The following is a 15,431-nucleotide window of genomic DNA, read 5'->3' on the forward strand; positions in this document are numbered from 1 at the left end:
GGACGGGGGACGGGGAGGAGAACCGTGACGATCGGGGCCGGGACGGACGGCGGCGACCGGGCGGGGGAGGACGCCTCCTCCGACCGGCGCCCGGTCGGGCCGGAGGAGGTCGAGGAGCTGTTGTACGCGTACGCGCCGGAGCTGCTCTCCTCGCTCGTGCGGCGGTTCGGCTCCTTCGGCTTCCGCGAGGGCGAGTCGGCCCTCCAGGAGGTCTTCGCGGAGGCCCTCCGGGAGTGGCCGGTGAAGGGCGCCCCCGACTACGAGCCGAGTTGGCTGATCACCGCCGCCATCAACCTGATGCTCGTCCGGGCGCGCGAGGCGGAGGCGCGCGTGCGCGGCGAGGAGGCGGCCCTCGCCGTCCCGAACCGCGACTTCCTGAGGCGCTTCGCCCACGACGCCCCGAAGGGCGCGTGGAAGGGGACGCTCTCGCTCCTCCTGCTCTGCTGCCACCCCGACCTGCCGCGGTCCGCCCGGACCGCGCTCGTCCTGCGCGCCGTCGGCGGTCTCCCCGCCGCGCGGGTCGCCGCCTTCTTCGACCTGCCCGAGGAGACCCTGGAGCGGTACGTGGCCAGGGCCAAGGCGACGATCGTGGAGGGGGGCTGGTCGCGGGCCCTGCCCGAGGGGGAGGAGCGCGCGGCCCGCCTCGCCGAGGTGCGGCACGTGCTCCGCCTCGTCCACGACCGGGGGTACGCGGCCGAGGCGGCCCGGCTCACCCGGCTGCTGGACCGGCTCGCACCGGACGGCGGGACGGCGGAGCGGCCGGCCCCGGCGCCGCGCGAAGGGGAGCGCCCCCGGCGGTGACCCCGGCGCGTGCGCCCGCGCATGGACCTACGTGACGTGGGGTACAGTCTTCGATCCCGATTGGCGGCCGGATGGCCCCGTATGGCAGACTGTCGGGGTTGCTCGGTTGAGTGCCGATGCTGCGCGCCTCCCGTCGGGAGGACCGGAAGCGAGTCCCACAGTACTCGTCGCTCCTCGTCAGGAGCGGACGTACGGGAATCTTCTGGGAAGCGTCAGCGGGGTACCGGCCAGGCACTCGGCGGGTGTTCTGCCCCCGGCTCGCGGTTCTTCGGCGCCGCGCCCCCTTGGTTGGGAAGTCCTCAGGGACTTCTGCGTAGAGGGAGCGCGACACGCCCGACCGCGTGGGTCGGAGGTGGAGTCATGAGAACCCCCGGGTCCAGAGCGTTACGAGACAAAGGACTACTAGTAGCCATGGCGGGACAGAAGATCCGCATCCGGCTCAAGGCCTACGACCACGAGGTCATCGACTCCTCGGCGAAGAAGATCGTCGAGACGGTGACCCGCACTGGTGCGTCGGTCGCGGGCCCGGTGCCGCTGCCCACTGAGAAGAACGTGTACTGCGTCATCAAGTCGCCGCACAAGTACAAGGACTCGCGCGAGCACTTCGAGATGCGCACGCACAAGCGCCTCATCGACATCCTCGACCCCACGCCGAAGACGGTTGACTCGCTCATGCGCCTCGACCTGCCGGCGGGCGTCGACATCGAGATCAAGCTCTGAGGTGACGCGCGAGATGGCTAAGAACATCAAGGGCATCCTGGGCGAGAAGCTCGGCATGACGCAGGTCTGGGACGAGAACAACCGGGTCGTCCCGGTCACCGTCGTCAAGGCCGGTCCGAATGTCGTGACCCAGGTCCGCACGAACGACAACGACGGCTACGAGTCGGTCCAGATCGCCTTCGGCGAGATCGACCCGCGCAAGGTGAACAAGCCCCTCAAGGGTCACTTCGCCAAGGCCGACGTCACCCCGCGCCGCCACCTGGTGGAGCTCCGCACCGCTGACGCCTCCGAGTACACGCTCGGCCAGGAGATCACCGCCGAGGTCTTCGAGGCCGGCGTGAAGGTCGACGTCACCGCGAAGAGCAAGGGCAAGGGCTTCGCCGGTGTCATGAAGCGCCACAACTTCCGTGGTGGCAAGGCTTCGCACGGTGCCCACCGCGTGCACCGCAAGCCCGGTTCCATCGGTGGCTGCGCCACCCCGGGCCGTGTCTTCAAGGGCATGAAGATGGCTGGTCGCATGGGCAACGAGCGTGTGACCACCCAGAACCTGACCGTCCACGCCGTTGACGCCGAGAAGGGTCTGCTGCTCATCAAGGGCGCCGTCCCCGGCCCCAACGGTGGCCTCGTCCTGGTCCGCACCGCGGCCAAGGGGGTTTGAGGAACCGATGAGCACCATTGACATCCTTTCGCCGGCAGGCGACAAGGCCGGGACCGTCGAGCTCCCCGCGGAGATCTTCGGCGCCAAGGTCAGCGTCCCGCTGATCCACCAGGTCGTCGTCGCGCAGCTGGCCGCGGCCCGTCAGGGCACGCACAAGACCAAGACCCGTGGCGAAGTCCGCGGTGGTGGCAAGAAGCCTTACCGCCAGAAGGGCACCGGCCGCGCCCGTCAGGGTTCGACCCGCGCCCCGCAGTTCGCCGGTGGTGGCGTCGTCCACGGCCCGCAGCCGCGTGACTACTCGCAGCGGACCCCGAAGAAGATGAAGGCCGCCGCCCTCCGCGGTGCCCTCTCGGACCGGGCCACGCACTCCCGCATCCACGTCGTCACCGGCGTGGTCGAGGGTGAGGTCTCCACCAAGGCCGCCAAGACGCTGTTCGGCAAGATCTCGGAGCGCAAGAACCTGCTCCTGGTCGCCGAGCGCTCCGACGAGGCCGCGTGGCTGTCCGCTCGTAACCTGCCCCAGGTGCACATCCTGGAGCCGGGCCAGCTCAACACGTACGACGTGATCGTCTCCGACGACGTGGTCTTCACCAAGGCCGCCCTCGAGTCCTTCGTGTCTGGCCCCCAGACCGCTGAGACCGAAGGGAGCGACGCCTGATGAGCGAGGCCGTCGTCACCAGCAAGACCTTCTCGGACCCGCGTGACATCCTCGTCAAGCCGGTCGTCTCGGAGAAGAGCTACGCCCTGCTCGACGAGAACAAGTACACGTTCATCGTCGCGCCCGGCTCCAACAAGACCCAGATCAAGCAGGCCGTCGAGGCGGTCTTCTCGGTCAAGGTCACCGGGGTCAACACGATCAACCGCCAGGGCAAGCGCAAGCGCACCCGCACCGGTTTCGGCAAGCGCGCCAACACCAAGCGCGCCATCGTGACCCTTGCTGAGGGCAACCGAATCGACATCTTCGGCGGCCCGACCGCCTGACGGCGGTCGAGTCGTCCGATATCGGACGAGGACTGAGAAATGGGTATCCGCAAGTACAAGCCGACTACGCCGGGCCGTCGTGGCTCCTCCGTAGCCGACTTCGTCGAGATCACGCGGTCCACGCCGGAGAAGTCGCTGGTCCGCCCCCTGCACAGCAAGGGCGGCCGTAACAACACCGGTCGTGTGACCGTCCGTCACCAGGGCGGTGGCCACAAGCGCGCCTACCGCGTGATCGACTTCCGTCGTCACGACAAGGACGGCGTGCCGGCCAAGGTCGCTCACATCGAGTACGACCCCAACCGCACCGCGCGCATCGCGCTGCTCCACTACGTGGACGGCGAGAAGCGCTACATCATCGCCCCCAAGGGCCTGACGCAGGGCGACCGCGTCGAGAACGGCCCCGGCGCGGACATCAAGCCCGGCAACAACCTGGCGCTCCGCAACATCCCGGTCGGTACCACGATCCACGCGATCGAGCTCCGTCCCGGTGGCGGCGCCAAGTTCGCGCGCTCGGCCGGTGCCTCCGTGCAGCTGCTGGCGAAGGAGGGCACGATGGCCCACCTTCGTATGCCCTCCGGCGAGATCCGTCTGGTCGACGCCCGCTGCCGCGCCACCATCGGCGAGGTCGGCAACGCCGAGCAGTCGAACATCAACTGGGGCAAGGCCGGCCGTAAGCGCTGGCTGGGTGTTCGCCCGACCGTCCGCGGTGTGGCGATGAACCCGGTCGACCACCCGCACGGTGGTGGTGAGGGCAAGACCTCCGGTGGTCGCCACCCGGTCTCCCCGTGGGGTCAGAAGGAGGGTCGTACTCGTTCGCCGAAGAAGGCTTCGAACAAGTACATCGTCCGCCGCCGCAAGACGAACAAGAAGCGCTAGGAGCGGGTTTAGATGCCGCGCAGTCTCAAGAAGGGACCCTTCGTCGACGGCCACCTCGTCAAGAAGGTGGACGCCCAGAACGAAGCCGGTACCAAGAACGTCATCAAGACCTGGTCCCGTCGCTCGATGATCATCCCGGCCATGCTCGGCCACACGATCGCGGTGCACAACGGCAAGACCCACATTCCGGTGTTTGTCACCGAGTCGATGGTCGGCCACAAGCTCGGCGAGTTCTCGCCGACGCGCACCTTCCGGGGTCACGTGAAGGACGACCGGAAGTCGAAGCGCCGCTAGTAGCGGGGTGGAATGACCATGACAGACACTGGAAGGACAACCATGGAAGCCAGGGCCCAGGCGCGGTACATCCGCGTCACGCCCATGAAGGCCCGCCGCGTGGTGGACCTTATCCGTGGCATGGACGCCACGGAGGCTCAGGCGGTCCTGCGTTTCGCCCCGCAGGCCGCGAGCGTGCCGGTTGGCAAGGTGCTGGACAGCGCCATCGCCAACGCCGCGCACAACTACGACCACACTGACGCCTCTTCGCTGGTCATCAGCGAGGCGTACGTGGATGAGGGCCCGACCCTGAAGCGGTTCCGTCCGCGTGCTCAGGGCCGTGCCTACCGGATCCGTAAGCGGACCAGCCACATCACCGTGGTCGTCAGCAGCAAGGAAGGAACCCGGTAATGGGCCAGAAGGTTAACCCGCATGGGTTCCGGCTCGGCATCACCACGGACTTCAAGTCCCGCTGGTACGCCGACAAGCTGTACAAGGACTACGTCAAGGAAGACGTCGCCATCCGCCGGATGATGACGTCCGGCATGGAGCGCGCCGGCATCTCGAAGGTGGAGATCGAGCGCACCCGTGACCGTGTGCGTGTGGACATCCACACCGCGCGTCCCGGCATCGTCATCGGCCGCCGCGGCGCCGAGGCCGACCGCATCCGCGGCGACCTCGAGAAGCTCACGGGCAAGCAGGTCCAGCTGAACATCCTCGAGGTCAAGAACCCCGAGATGGACGCCCAGCTGGTCGCCCAGGCCGTCGCCGAGCAGCTCTCCTCCCGCGTCTCCTTCCGCCGTGCCATGCGCAAGAGCATGCAGGGCACCATGAAGGCCGGCGCCAAGGGCATCAAGATCCAGTGCGGCGGTCGTCTCGGCGGCGCCGAGATGTCCCGCTCGGAGTTCTACCGCGAGGGCCGCGTGCCCCTGCACACGCTCCGCGCGAACGTCGACTACGGCTTCTTCGAGGCCAAGACGACCTTCGGCCGCATCGGCGTGAAGGTCTGGATCTACAAGGGCGACGTCAAGAACATCGCCGAGGTCCGCGCCGAGAACGCCGCGGCGCGTGCGGGCAACCGCCCGGCCCGTGGCGCCGGCGCCGGCGACCGCCCGGCCGGCCGTGGTGGCCGTGGTGGCGAGCGTGGCGGCCGCGGCCGCAAGCCGCAGCAGCAGTCCGCGCCGGCTGCGGAGGCCCCCAAGGCCGACGCTCCCGCCGCCGCTGCCGCTCCGGCTGAGAGCACCGGAACGGAGGCCTGACCGACATGCTGATCCCCCGTAGGGTCAAGCACCGCAAGCAGCACCACCCCAAGCGCTCGGGCATGAGCAAGGGTGGTACGCAGGTCGCGTTCGGCGAGTACGGCATCCAGGCCCTCACGCCGGCGTACGTGACCAACCGCCAGATCGAGGCGGCCCGTATCGCGATGACCCGCCACATCAAGCGTGGCGGCAAGGTCTGGATCAACATCTACCCGGACCGCCCGCTGACGAAGAAGCCCGCCGAGACCCGCATGGGTTCCGGTAAGGGTTCTCCGGAGTGGTGGATCGCGAACGTCAAGCCGGGTCGGGTGATGTTCGAACTGTCCTACCCGAACGAGAAGATCGCGCGCGAGGCCCTGACCCGTGCGGCCCACAAGCTGCCGATGAAGTGCAAGATCGTGAAGCGCGAAGCAGGTGAGCTGTGATGTCGGCCGGTACCAAGGCGTCCGAGCTGCGCGAGCTGGGCAACGAGGAGCTTCTCAACAAGCTCCGCGAGGCCAAGGAAGAGCTGTTCAACCTCCGCTTCCAGGCGGCGACGGGTCAGCTCGAGAACCACGGTCGGCTCAAGTCCGTCCGTAAGGACATCGCCCGGATCTACACCCTGATGCGTGAGCGCGAGCTGGGCATCGAGACGGTGGAGAACGCCTGATGAGCGAGAGCAACGTGACTGAAAAGACCGAGCGCAACGCTCGTAAGGTCCGCGAGGGCCTCGTCGTCAGCGACAAGATGGACAAGACCGTCGTCGTCGCTGTCGAGGACCGCGTCAAGCACGCGCTGTACGGCAAGGTCATCCGCCGTACGAACAAGCTCAAGGCTCACGACGAGCAGAACGCTGCCGGCATCGGCGACCGCGTCCTCCTGATGGAGACCCGGAAGCTGTCCGCCACGAAGCACTGGCGCGTCGTCGAGATCCTCGAGAAGGCCAAGTAATCACCTGAAGGGTTTCCTTCAGGTTCAGTTCCGCCAGGCTCGGCCGGGGCTTCCTCGTGAGGCCCCGGCCGGGAACCGGCAGACAATCAGGAGATAGACGTGATCCAGCAGGAGTCGCGACTGCGTGTCGCCGACAACACTGGTGCCAAGGAGATCCTTTGCATCCGTGTTCTCGGTGGCTCGGGTCGCCGCTACGCGGGCATCGGTGACGTCATCGTCGCCACCGTCAAGGACGCGATCCCCGGTGGCAACGTGAAGAAGGGTGACGTCGTCAAGGCGGTCATCGTTCGCACCGTCAAGGAGCGCCGCCGCCAGGACGGCTCGTACATCCGCTTCGACGAGAACGCCGCCGTCATTCTCAAGAACGACGGCGACCCTCGTGGCACCCGTATCTTCGGCCCGGTCGGCCGTGAGCTGCGCGAGAAGAAGTTCATGAAGATCATCTCGCTCGCGCCGGAGGTGCTGTAAGCATGAAGATCAAGAAGGGCGACCTGGTCCAGGTCATCACCGGTAAGGACAAGGGCAAGCAGGGCAAGGTCGTCACGGCCTTCCCCCGCGAGAACCGCGTCCTCGTCGAGGGTGTCAACCGGGTCAAGAAGCACACCAAGGCCGGTCCCTCGCAGGCCGGCGGCATCGTGACGACCGAGGCCCCGATCCACGTGAGCAACGTTCAGCTCGTCGTGGAGAAGGACGGCAAGAAGGTCGTCACGCGTGTCGGTTACCGCTTCGACGACGAGGGCAACAAGATCCGCGTTGCCAAGCGGACGGGTGAGGACATCTGATGGCTACCACCACTCCGCGTCTCAAGACGAAGTACCGCGAGGAGATCGCGGGCAAGCTGCGTGAGGAGTTCTCCTACGAGAACGTCATGCAGATCCCCGGCCTCGTGAAGATCGTGGTCAACATGGGTGTCGGCGACGCCGCCCGTGACTCGAAGCTGATCGACGGCGCGATCCGCGACCTCACGACGATCACCGGTCAGAAGCCGGCCGTCACGAAGGCCCGCAAGTCCATCGCGCAGTTCAAGCTCCGCGAGGGCCAGCCGATCGGCGCCCACGTCACGCTCCGTGGCGACCGCATGTGGGAGTTCCTGGACCGCACCCTGTCGCTCGCGCTCCCGCGCATCCGCGACTTCCGCGGCCTGTCCCCCAAGCAGTTCGACGGCCGTGGCAACTACACCTTCGGTCTCACGGAGCAGGTCATGTTCCACGAGATCGACCAGGACAAGATCGACCGTGTCCGGGGTATGGACATCACCGTGGTGACCACGGCGACCAACGACGACGAGGGCCGTGCCCTTCTGCGTCACCTCGGCTTCCCGTTCAAGGAGGCGTAAGCGAGATGGCGAAGAAGGCTCTCATCGCGAAGGCTGCCCGCAAGCCCAAGTTCGGCGTGCGCGGCTACACGCGCTGCCAGCGCTGTGGTCGTCCCCACTCCGTGTACCGCAAGTTCGGCCTGTGCCGCGTGTGCCTCCGTGAGATGGCTCACCGTGGCGAGCTGCCGGGCGTGACCAAGAGCTCCTGGTAATCCCCTTCCGTCCCTAGGACGTTGAGGATTCCCGGAGTCTCTCGGTAAGCATTGGGTCGACGGAGGCCCACCCTCACATGCCGTAGGCTGGTGGGGTTGGGCGTCCGTCGCCCGTACGACTTACTACGCCGTAGGTCCCCGCGCCGCACCCGTCCCGCCCCTGTGTGGGGAGAGGGATGGCGCACTGGAAACCCCGGCGAGAGAGGCCGAAGGCCAATTCATGACCATGACTGATCCGATCGCGGACATGCTGACTCGTCTGCGTAACGCGAACTCGGCATACCACGACACCGTGACGATGCCGCACAGCAAGATCAAGTCTCACATCGCGGAAATCCTCCAGCAGGAGGGCTTCATCACGGGCTGGAAGGTCGAGGACGCCGAGGTCGGCAAGAACCTCGTCCTCGAGCTCAAGTTCGGTCCGAACCGTGAGCGCTCCATCGCGGGCATCAAGCGGATCTCGAAGCCCGGCCTCCGGGTTTACGCGAAGTCCACCAACCTGCCGAAGGTCCTCGGCGGCCTGGGCGTGGCGATCATCTCCACGTCCCACGGTCTCCTGACCGGCCAGCAGGCAGGCAAGAAGGGCGTAGGTGGGGAAGTCCTCGCCTACGTCTGGTAGTCGGGAACGGAGGAATAGCTAATGTCGCGTATTGGCAAGCTGCCTATCCAGGTTCCCGCCGGCGTGGACGTCACCATCGAGGGCCGCACGGTCACGGTGAAGGGTTCCAAGGGCACCCTGAGCCACACCGTCGCCGCGCCGATCGAGATCGTTAAGGGCGAGGATGGCGTGCTCAACGTCAACCGTCCGAACGACGAGCGTCAGAACAAGGCCCTCCACGGCCTGTCCCGCACGCTGGTGGCCAACATGATCACCGGTGTGACCCAGGGTTACGTCAAGGCGCTCGAGATCAGCGGTGTCGGTTACCGCGTCGCCGCGAAGGGCTCCAACCTGGAGTTCCAGCTCGGTTACAGCCACCCGATCCTGGTCGAGGCGCCCGAGGGCATCTCGTTCAAGGTCGAGTCGCCGACCAAGTTCTCGGTCGAGGGCATCGACAAGCAGAAGGTCGGCGAGGTCGCCGCCAACATCCGCAAGCTGCGCAAGCCCGACCCGTACAAGGCCAAGGGCGTCAAGTACGCGGGCGAGGTCATCCGCCGCAAGGTCGGAAAGGCTGGTAAGTAAAGCCATGGCATACGGTGTGAAGATCGCCAAGGGCGACGCCTACAAGGGCGCCGCCAAGAAGCGCCGCCACATCCGCATCCGCAAGAACGTGTCGGGTACGGCGGAGCGTCCGCGCCTCGTCGTGACGCGTTCGAACCGCGGCATCACCGCTCAGGTCATCGACGACCTCAAGGGTCACACCCTTGCGTCGGCGTCGACCCTGGACGCGTCGATCCGCGGTGGCGAGGGCGACAAGTCCGCGAAGGCCAAGCAGGTCGGTTCCCTGGTCGCCGAGCGCGCCAAGGCCGCCGGCGTCGAGGCTGTCGTGTTCGACCGTGGTGGCAACAGGTACGCCGGGCGCATTGCCGCTCTGGCTGACGCCGCCCGCGAAGCCGGGCTGAAGTTCTGAGCCCCGGTTCCGGGACCAACGGACGTAACAGAGAGAGGTAATCCAAATGGCTGGACCCCAGCGCCGCGGAAGCGGTGCCGGTGGCGGCGAGCGGCGGGACCGGAAGGGCCGCGACGGTGGCGCTGCCGCCGAGAAGACCGCGTACGTTGAGCGCGTCGTCGCGATCAACCGCGTCGCCAAGGTTGTCAAGGGTGGTCGTCGCTTCAGCTTCACCGCGCTGGTCGTGGTGGGCGACGGTGACGGCACCGTAGGTGTCGGTTACGGCAAGGCCAAGGAAGTTCCCGCGGCCATCGCCAAGGGCGTCGAGGAAGCCAAGAAGAACTTCTTCAAGGTTCCCCGCATCCAGGGCACCATCCCTCACCCGATCCAGGGCGAGAAGGCCGCGGGCGTCGTCCTGCTCAAGCCGGCTTCCCCCGGTACCGGTGTGATCGCCGGTGGCCCGGTGCGCGCCGTCCTCGAGTGCGCCGGCGTTCACGACATCCTGTCGAAGTCGCTCGGCTCCGACAACGCGATCAACATCGTGCACGCGACCGTGGAGGCCCTCAAGGGCCTGCAGCGTCCCGAGGAGATCGCGGCCCGCCGCGGTCTGCCCCTCGAGGACGTCGCTCCCGCGGCTCTGCTCCGTGCGCGTGCCGGGGCGGGTGCGTAATGGCTCGCCTCAAGGTCACGCAGACGAAGTCGTACATCGGCAGCAAGCAGAACCACCGCGACACCCTGCGCTCGCTCGGCCTCAAGAAGGTCAACGACGTGGTTGTCAAGGAGGACCGCCCCGAGTTCCGCGGCATGGTGCACACCGTCCGCCACCTCGTGACGGTCGAGGAGGTTGACTGACATGGCGGAGAACAACCCGCTGAAGGCCCACAACCTCCGTCCCGCCCCCGGCGCCAAGACCGCGAAGACCCGTGTCGGTCGTGGTGAGGCGTCGAAGGGTAAGACGGCCGGTCGTGGTACGAAGGGCACGAAGGCCCGCTACCAGGTTCCGGAGCGCTTCGAGGGCGGGCAGATGCCCCTCCACATGCGCCTCCCGAAGCTGAAGGGCTTCAAGAACCCCTTCCGCACCGAGTACCAGGTCGTGAACCTGGACAAGCTGGCCGCGCTCTACCCGCAGGGTGGCGAGGTCACGGTGGCCGATCTGGTCGCCAAGGGCGCGGTGCGCAAGAACCAGCTCGTCAAGGTCCTGGGCCAGGGCGAGGTCTCCGTGGCGCTGCAGGTGACGGTCGACGCCGTCTCCGGCTCCGCCAAGGAGAAGATCGCCGCCGCCGGCGGCACCGTCACCGAGCTCGTCTGAGACGACCGCTCGATGGCTTGAACATCCGACCGGGGATGCCTCTCAAAAGGGGCATCCCCGGTTGGTCGTTCCTAGGGGGGCATGGTCGCCGGTAAGGTGGCGTGCACTGTCTAGGCTCCGTGCGGTATGCCCGCACGGAATTGATGACCGATACCTATCCAGTGATTCTTCGAATCTCAAGACCGTCACCCTTGACGCATAGCGCGGGGGTCGCAGGAGGCACCGTGCTCACCGCGTTCGCCCGGGCGTTCAAGACGCCCGACCTGCGCAAGAAGCTGCTCTTCACGCTCGGCATCATCGTGCTGTACCGGCTCGGGGCCCACGTCCCGGTCCCCGGTGTCAAGTACGAGGCCGTCCAGCAGTGTGTCAAGCAGGCCAGCGAGGGCAACAACAGCCTGTTCGGCCTGGTCAACATGTTCAGTGGCGGGGCGCTGCTGCAGATCACCATCTTCGCGCTCGGCATCATGCCGTACATCACGGCGAGCATCATCCTGCAGCTGCTGACCGTCGTGATCCCGCGCCTGGAAGCCCTCAAGAAGGAGGGACAGTCCGGTACCGCCAAGATCACGCAGTACACCCGGTACCTGACGATCGCCCTCGCCATCCTCCAGGGCACCGGCCTCGTCGCCACCGCCAAGAGCGGCGCGCTCTTCAGCGGCTGCATCGTCGCCGACCAGGTCGTCCCCGACCAGTCGATCTTCACCATCGCCGTCATGGTCCTCACCATGACCGCCGGTACGGCCCTCGTCATGTGGCTCGGTGAGCTGATCACCGACCGCGGCATCGGCAACGGCATGTCGATCCTGATGTTCATCTCGATCGCCGCCGGCTTCCCGGGTGCCCTGTGGGCCATCAAGGAGAGCGGCAAGCTCGCCCAGGGCTGGATCGAGTTCGGCGTCGTCATCCTGATCGGCTTCGTGATGGTGGCCCTCGTGGTCTTCGTCGAGCAGGCCCAGCGACGCATCCCGGTCCAGTACGCGAAGCGCATGATCGGCCGGCGCTCCTACGGCGGTACGTCCACGTACATCCCGCTGAAGGTGAACCAGGCGGGTGTGATTCCCGTCATCTTCGCGTCGTCGCTGCTCTACATCCCGGCCCTCGTCGCGCAGTTCTCGAGCTCCACCTCCGGCTGGAAGACCTGGATCGAAGCCCACTTCGTCAAGGGTGACCACCCGTACTACATCGCCGCCTACTTCCTCCTGATCGTGTTCTTCGCCTTCTTCTACGTGGCGATCTCGTTCAACCCCGAGGAAGTCGCCGACAACATGAAGAAGTATGGTGGCTTCATCCCGGGTATCCGGGCCGGTCGACCTACTGCCGAGTACCTGAGCTACGTGCTCAACAGGATCACTTGGCCGGGCTCGCTGTACTTGGGTCTGATCGCTCTCGTGCCGACGATGGCGTTGGCAGGCTTCGGTGGCGCCAATGCCAACTTCCCCTTCGGCGGGACGAGCATCCTCATCATCGTGGGTGTGGGGCTGGAGACCGTGAAGCAGATCGAGAGCCAGCTCCAGCAGCGCAATTACGAAGGGTTCCTCCGCTGATGCGAATCGTCCTCGTCGGACCGCCCGGTGCGGGCAAGGGCACGCAGGCCGCGTTCCTTGCCAAGAACCTGGACATCCCGCACATCTCCACGGGTGATCTGTTCCGCGCCAACATCTCTCAGGGCACGGAGCTGGGCCTCAAGGCCAAGGCGTTCATGGACGCCGGCGACCTGGTGCCCGACGAGGTGACCATCGGGATGGCCAAGGACCGCATGGAGCAGCCGGACGCCGCCAACGGCTTCCTGCTCGACGGCTTCCCCCGGAACGTCGCTCAGGCGGAGGCGCTGGACGCCGTCCTGAAGGCGGAGGGCATGGAGCTCGACGCGGTCCTGGACCTGGAGGTCCCCGAGGACGAGGTCGTGAAGCGGATCGCGGGTCGCCGCATCTGCCGCAAGGACAGTGCGCACGTCTTCCACGTGACGTACAACGCGCCGAAGGTCGAGGGCGTCTGCGACGTCTGCGGCGGCGAGCTCTACCAGCGCGACGACGACTCCGAGGAGACGGTCCGCCGTCGCCTGGAGGTCTACCACACGCAGACCGAGCCGATCATCGACTACTACCGGGCGCAGAACCTGGTCGTGACGATCTCGGCGCTCGGCAAGGTGGACGAGGTCACCGCCAAGGCGATGGACGCGCTCAAGAAGTAACCCCGGTTCGTTCGACACGGCCGCGGTGCCCCTCGGGGGCGCCGCGGCCGTATCGTTGTTCCGTCCCCCTTTTACCCAGTGGAAAGGCCCCGGTCACGATGGTGCAGATCAAGACCCCCGAGCAGATCGCGAAGATGCGCGAGGCGGGGCTGGTCGTCGCCGCCATCCACGCGGCGACCCGCGAGGCGGCCGTGCCGGGCGCCACGACCCGGGACCTGGACGAGGTCGCGCGGAAGGTCATCGCCGACCACGGGGCGAAGTCGAACTTCCTGGGGTACGGCGGGTTCCCCGCGACGATCTGCACCTCGGTGAACGAGGTCGTCGTCCACGGCATCCCCGACGACAAGACGGTCCTCAAGGACGGCGACGTCATCTCGATCGACTGCGGCGCGATCGTGGACGGCTGGCACGGCGACGCGGCCTACACGGCCTTCGTGGGCACGGGCCACGCCCCGGAGCTGATCGAGCTCTCCCGGGTGACGGAGGAGTCGATGTGGGCCGGCATCGCGGCCATGAAGACCGGCAACCGCCTGGTCGACGTCTCCCGCGCGATCGAGACCTACATCAAGCGGCAGCCGCGGCCGGCGGTCGGCGACCACAGCCTCGGCCGGTACGGGATCATCGAGGACTACGGCGGCCACGGCATCGGGACCGAGATGCACATGGACCCGCACCTGCTGAACTACGTCTCCCGCAAGCGCGGCAAGGGCCCGAAGCTGGTCCCCGGCTTCTGCCTGGCCATCGAGCCCATGGTCTCCCTCGGCACCCCCCGCACGGAGGTCCTGGCGGACGGCTGGACCGTCATCACCACCGACGGCACCTGGTCCTCCCACTGGGAGCACAGCGTGGCGGTGACGGAGGAGGGCCCCCTGGTCCTGACGGCGGTCGACGGCGGCAAGGCGAAGCTGGCGGAGCTGGGGATCACGGCGGCGCCGGATCCCCTGGCCTGACGGGCGCGGTGCCCCGCGTCCACCGGTCGGAGGCCGGCGCAGCCCCTCGAAGCTTGTGAGGCGCCCCCGGCGCCGAGCCCGCGAGAGGGGCGTCGGGGATGGGTCGGCGGCAAGGCCAAGCCGGCGGAGCTGGGGATCACGGCGGCGCCGGATCCCCTGGCCTGACGGGGGCGGTGCCCCGCGTCGCCGGTCGGAGGTCGGCGGAGCCGGGAATCGCGGTGGCGGCGGATTCGTTGGTCCGGGTCTGGAAGGTACGCATTTTCTACGGCATGGCGGCTTGCGTAAGGATCATTTCGGGTGGGCAGACTTCCCGATTCGTCTTTTCCTGGGGCCTGACGTAGACTGATGCGTCGGCTCTCGTGTATCCGTGTGTCCGCACGCGGCGGCGAAAGTCGATCAAGGTAGCCGATTCGAAAGGCGAAGCGTGGCCAAGAAGCAAGGTGCCATCGAGATCGAGGGCACCGTGATCGAGTCCCTCCCGAACGCCATGTTCAAGGTGGAGCTCCAGAACGGTCACAAGGTCCTCGCGCACATCTCCGGCAAGATGCGGATGCACTACATCCGTATCCTCCCGGACGACCGGGTCGTCGTGGAGCTCTCTCCGTACGACCTGACGCGTGGCCGGATCGTCTACCGCTACAAGTAGATCTTGCCCGCACCCCGCCTCCGCGCGCGGGTGGTGGCACTGACCCGGAGAACCTCACATCCCATGAAGGTCAAGCCGAGCGTCAAGAAGATCTGCGACAAGTGCAAGGTGATCCGCCGTCACGGCCGGGTCATGGTCATCTGCGACAACCTGCGCCACAAGCAGCGCCAGGGCTGACGCACGCCGACCGACCTGCATTTCGCAGTTCTTCGCGCGACGCATAGCAACACGTACATACGCAGAGCCCGTCCGACCGTGTCCCACGGTTGACGGCACCTCCGGCGGGGGCCGGGGACCCGACCTGTACCTCATACGGCAGCCGGGAACGGTTCTGCAGCAGACCCCCGAGAACACAGGAGCCATTGAATGGCACGCGTTTCCGGTGTTGACATCCCGCGCGAAAAGCGTGTGGTGGTCGCACTCACCTACGTCTTCGGCATCGGGCGCACCCGGTCCGAGGAGATTCTCGCCGCGACCGGCGTGAACCCGTCCACCCGTGTCCGCGACCTCGCCGAGGAAGACCTCGTCAAGATCCGCGAGTACGTGGACGCCAACCTCCGTACCGAGGGTGACCTCCGCCGTGAGATCGCCGCCGACATCCGCCGCAAGGTCGAGATCGGCTGCTACCAGGGCCTCCGCCACCGTCGTGGCCTGCCCGTCCGCGGTCAGCGCACCAGCACGAACGCTCGTACCCGCAAGGGCCCGCGTCGCGCCATCGCCGGCAAGAAGAAGCCGGGCAAGAAGTAGTCCTCAGCGGACGCTT

Annotated in this window: 28 protein-coding genes; all 28 read left to right on the forward strand. The window is 67.0% G+C overall.

What is annotated here, in order from left to right:
• Positions 1–24 precede the first annotated feature (24 nt).
• The 28 genes from ACIQVI_RS14580 to rpsM all read left to right on the forward strand — a co-directional run bounded on the left by ACIQVI_RS14580 (position 25) and on the right by rpsM (position 15,415).
• Complete coding sequence (locus ACIQVI_RS14580; RefSeq protein WP_403595339.1) at positions 25–801, forward strand: sigma factor-like helix-turn-helix DNA-binding protein; 777 nt, start codon at positions 25–27, stop codon at positions 799–801.
• Positions 802–1,212: 411 nt separating this feature from the next.
• Positions 1,213–1,521, forward strand: a complete 309-nt coding sequence (gene rpsJ / locus ACIQVI_RS14585; protein ID WP_003948644.1) for a 30S ribosomal protein S10 — start codon at positions 1,213–1,215, stop codon at positions 1,519–1,521.
• A 13-nt stretch (positions 1,522–1,534) separates the two neighbouring features.
• Positions 1,535–2,179 (forward strand): 50S ribosomal protein L3, encoded by a 645-nt coding sequence (rplC, locus tag ACIQVI_RS14590; protein WP_053646256.1) that lies wholly within the window; start codon positions 1,535–1,537, stop codon positions 2,177–2,179.
• A gap of 7 nt (positions 2,180–2,186) precedes the next feature.
• Positions 2,187–2,837, forward strand: a complete 651-nt coding sequence (gene rplD / locus ACIQVI_RS14595) for a 50S ribosomal protein L4 (protein WP_062752778.1) — start codon at positions 2,187–2,189, stop codon at positions 2,835–2,837.
• Entirely contained in the window at positions 2,837–3,160 is a 324-nt protein-coding gene (gene rplW, locus ACIQVI_RS14600) for a 50S ribosomal protein L23 (protein ID WP_030208983.1), read from the forward strand. Before rplD ends, rplW begins: the two co-directional genes overlap by 1 nt.
• A gap of 39 nt (positions 3,161–3,199) precedes the next feature.
• On the forward strand, positions 3,200–4,036 hold the full coding sequence (gene rplB / locus ACIQVI_RS14605) for a 50S ribosomal protein L2 (protein ID WP_030208986.1): 837 nt from the start codon (positions 3,200–3,202) through the stop codon (positions 4,034–4,036).
• Positions 4,037–4,048: 12 nt separating this feature from the next.
• The gene (gene rpsS, locus ACIQVI_RS14610) at positions 4,049–4,330 is read left to right on the forward strand and encodes a 30S ribosomal protein S19 (protein ID WP_015035577.1); all 282 of its coding nucleotides are present in this window, start codon (positions 4,049–4,051) and stop codon (positions 4,328–4,330) included.
• 42 nt (positions 4,331–4,372) lie between these two features.
• Positions 4,373–4,720: a 50S ribosomal protein L22 gene (gene rplV / locus ACIQVI_RS14615; RefSeq protein WP_004571827.1), complete on the forward strand. Its 348-nt coding sequence runs from the start codon at positions 4,373–4,375 to the stop codon at positions 4,718–4,720.
• Positions 4,720–5,568 (forward strand): 30S ribosomal protein S3, encoded by an 849-nt coding sequence (rpsC, locus tag ACIQVI_RS14620; RefSeq protein ID WP_017239578.1) that lies wholly within the window; start codon positions 4,720–4,722, stop codon positions 5,566–5,568. The genes rplV and rpsC overlap by 1 nt, the downstream gene beginning before the upstream one ends.
• A gap of 5 nt (positions 5,569–5,573) precedes the next feature.
• A complete protein-coding gene (gene rplP, locus ACIQVI_RS14625; protein WP_015035580.1) occupies positions 5,574–5,993 on the forward strand; it encodes a 50S ribosomal protein L16 in 420 nt (139 codons plus the stop codon).
• Entirely contained in the window at positions 5,993–6,217 is a 225-nt protein-coding gene (gene rpmC, locus ACIQVI_RS14630; protein ID WP_017239580.1) for a 50S ribosomal protein L29, read from the forward strand. The genes rplP and rpmC overlap by 1 nt, the downstream gene beginning before the upstream one ends.
• Positions 6,217–6,498: a 30S ribosomal protein S17 gene (gene rpsQ / locus ACIQVI_RS14635; RefSeq protein WP_030208995.1), complete on the forward strand. Its 282-nt coding sequence runs from the start codon at positions 6,217–6,219 to the stop codon at positions 6,496–6,498. The genes rpmC and rpsQ overlap by 1 nt, the downstream gene beginning before the upstream one ends.
• 99 nt (positions 6,499–6,597) lie before the next feature.
• Positions 6,598–6,966 carry a 50S ribosomal protein L14 gene (rplN, locus tag ACIQVI_RS14640; RefSeq protein ID WP_003956455.1) on the forward strand — a complete coding sequence of 123 codons (369 nt, stop codon included), beginning with the start codon at positions 6,598–6,600 and terminating at the stop codon, positions 6,964–6,966.
• Between the two features lie 2 nt (positions 6,967–6,968).
• Positions 6,969–7,280, forward strand: a complete 312-nt coding sequence (gene rplX, locus ACIQVI_RS14645; protein ID WP_030208998.1) for a 50S ribosomal protein L24 — start codon at positions 6,969–6,971, stop codon at positions 7,278–7,280.
• Positions 7,277–7,834, forward strand: a complete 558-nt coding sequence (gene rplE, locus ACIQVI_RS14650) for a 50S ribosomal protein L5 (RefSeq protein WP_104860432.1) — start codon at positions 7,277–7,279, stop codon at positions 7,832–7,834. Before rplX ends, rplE begins: the two co-directional genes overlap by 4 nt.
• 5 nt (positions 7,835–7,839) lie before the next feature.
• Entirely contained in the window at positions 7,840–8,025 is a 186-nt protein-coding gene (locus tag ACIQVI_RS14655; protein ID WP_003948630.1) for a type Z 30S ribosomal protein S14, read from the forward strand.
• Between the two features lie 220 nt (positions 8,026–8,245).
• A complete protein-coding gene (gene rpsH, locus ACIQVI_RS14660) occupies positions 8,246–8,644 on the forward strand; it encodes a 30S ribosomal protein S8 (protein ID WP_030209003.1) in 399 nt (132 codons plus the stop codon).
• 21 nt (positions 8,645–8,665) lie between these two features.
• Positions 8,666–9,205 carry a 50S ribosomal protein L6 gene (gene rplF, locus ACIQVI_RS14665; RefSeq protein WP_121830637.1) on the forward strand — a complete coding sequence of 180 codons (540 nt, stop codon included), beginning with the start codon at positions 8,666–8,668 and terminating at the stop codon, positions 9,203–9,205.
• Positions 9,206–9,209: 4 nt separating this feature from the next.
• Positions 9,210–9,593, forward strand: a complete 384-nt coding sequence (gene rplR / locus ACIQVI_RS14670) for a 50S ribosomal protein L18 (protein ID WP_030209008.1) — start codon at positions 9,210–9,212, stop codon at positions 9,591–9,593.
• A gap of 46 nt (positions 9,594–9,639) precedes the next feature.
• The gene (gene rpsE / locus ACIQVI_RS14675; protein ID WP_015035588.1) at positions 9,640–10,242 is read left to right on the forward strand and encodes a 30S ribosomal protein S5; all 603 of its coding nucleotides are present in this window, start codon (positions 9,640–9,642) and stop codon (positions 10,240–10,242) included.
• The gene (gene rpmD / locus ACIQVI_RS14680) at positions 10,242–10,424 is read left to right on the forward strand and encodes a 50S ribosomal protein L30 (protein ID WP_015035589.1); all 183 of its coding nucleotides are present in this window, start codon (positions 10,242–10,244) and stop codon (positions 10,422–10,424) included. Before rpsE ends, rpmD begins: the two co-directional genes overlap by 1 nt.
• Position 10,425: 1 nt before the next feature.
• Positions 10,426–10,881 carry a 50S ribosomal protein L15 gene (gene rplO / locus ACIQVI_RS14685; protein WP_030209011.1) on the forward strand — a complete coding sequence of 152 codons (456 nt, stop codon included), beginning with the start codon at positions 10,426–10,428 and terminating at the stop codon, positions 10,879–10,881.
• 224 nt (positions 10,882–11,105) lie between these two features.
• Entirely contained in the window at positions 11,106–12,425 is a 1,320-nt protein-coding gene (gene secY, locus ACIQVI_RS14690) for a preprotein translocase subunit SecY (protein WP_403595350.1), read from the forward strand.
• Positions 12,425–13,072: an adenylate kinase gene (locus tag ACIQVI_RS14695; protein ID WP_403595353.1), complete on the forward strand. Its 648-nt coding sequence runs from the start codon at positions 12,425–12,427 to the stop codon at positions 13,070–13,072. Before secY ends, ACIQVI_RS14695 begins: the two co-directional genes overlap by 1 nt.
• Before the next feature lie 98 nt (positions 13,073–13,170).
• Positions 13,171–14,022: a type I methionyl aminopeptidase gene (map, locus tag ACIQVI_RS14700; protein ID WP_403595355.1), complete on the forward strand. Its 852-nt coding sequence runs from the start codon at positions 13,171–13,173 to the stop codon at positions 14,020–14,022.
• Between the two features lie 424 nt (positions 14,023–14,446).
• A complete protein-coding gene (gene infA / locus ACIQVI_RS14705; protein WP_003956442.1) occupies positions 14,447–14,668 on the forward strand; it encodes a translation initiation factor IF-1 in 222 nt (73 codons plus the stop codon).
• Between the two features lie 63 nt (positions 14,669–14,731).
• Positions 14,732–14,845: a 50S ribosomal protein L36 gene (rpmJ, locus tag ACIQVI_RS14710; RefSeq protein ID WP_003956441.1), complete on the forward strand. Its 114-nt coding sequence runs from the start codon at positions 14,732–14,734 to the stop codon at positions 14,843–14,845.
• Between the two features lie 189 nt (positions 14,846–15,034).
• Positions 15,035–15,415: a 30S ribosomal protein S13 gene (gene rpsM, locus ACIQVI_RS14715; RefSeq protein ID WP_030209021.1), complete on the forward strand. Its 381-nt coding sequence runs from the start codon at positions 15,035–15,037 to the stop codon at positions 15,413–15,415.
• The last annotated feature ends 16 nt before the right edge of the window (positions 15,416–15,431 follow it).

Origin of the sequence: Streptomyces sp. NPDC098101 (assembly GCF_044760185.1) — a bacterium.
Lineage (GTDB): Bacteria > Actinomycetota > Actinomycetes > Streptomycetales > Streptomycetaceae > Streptomyces.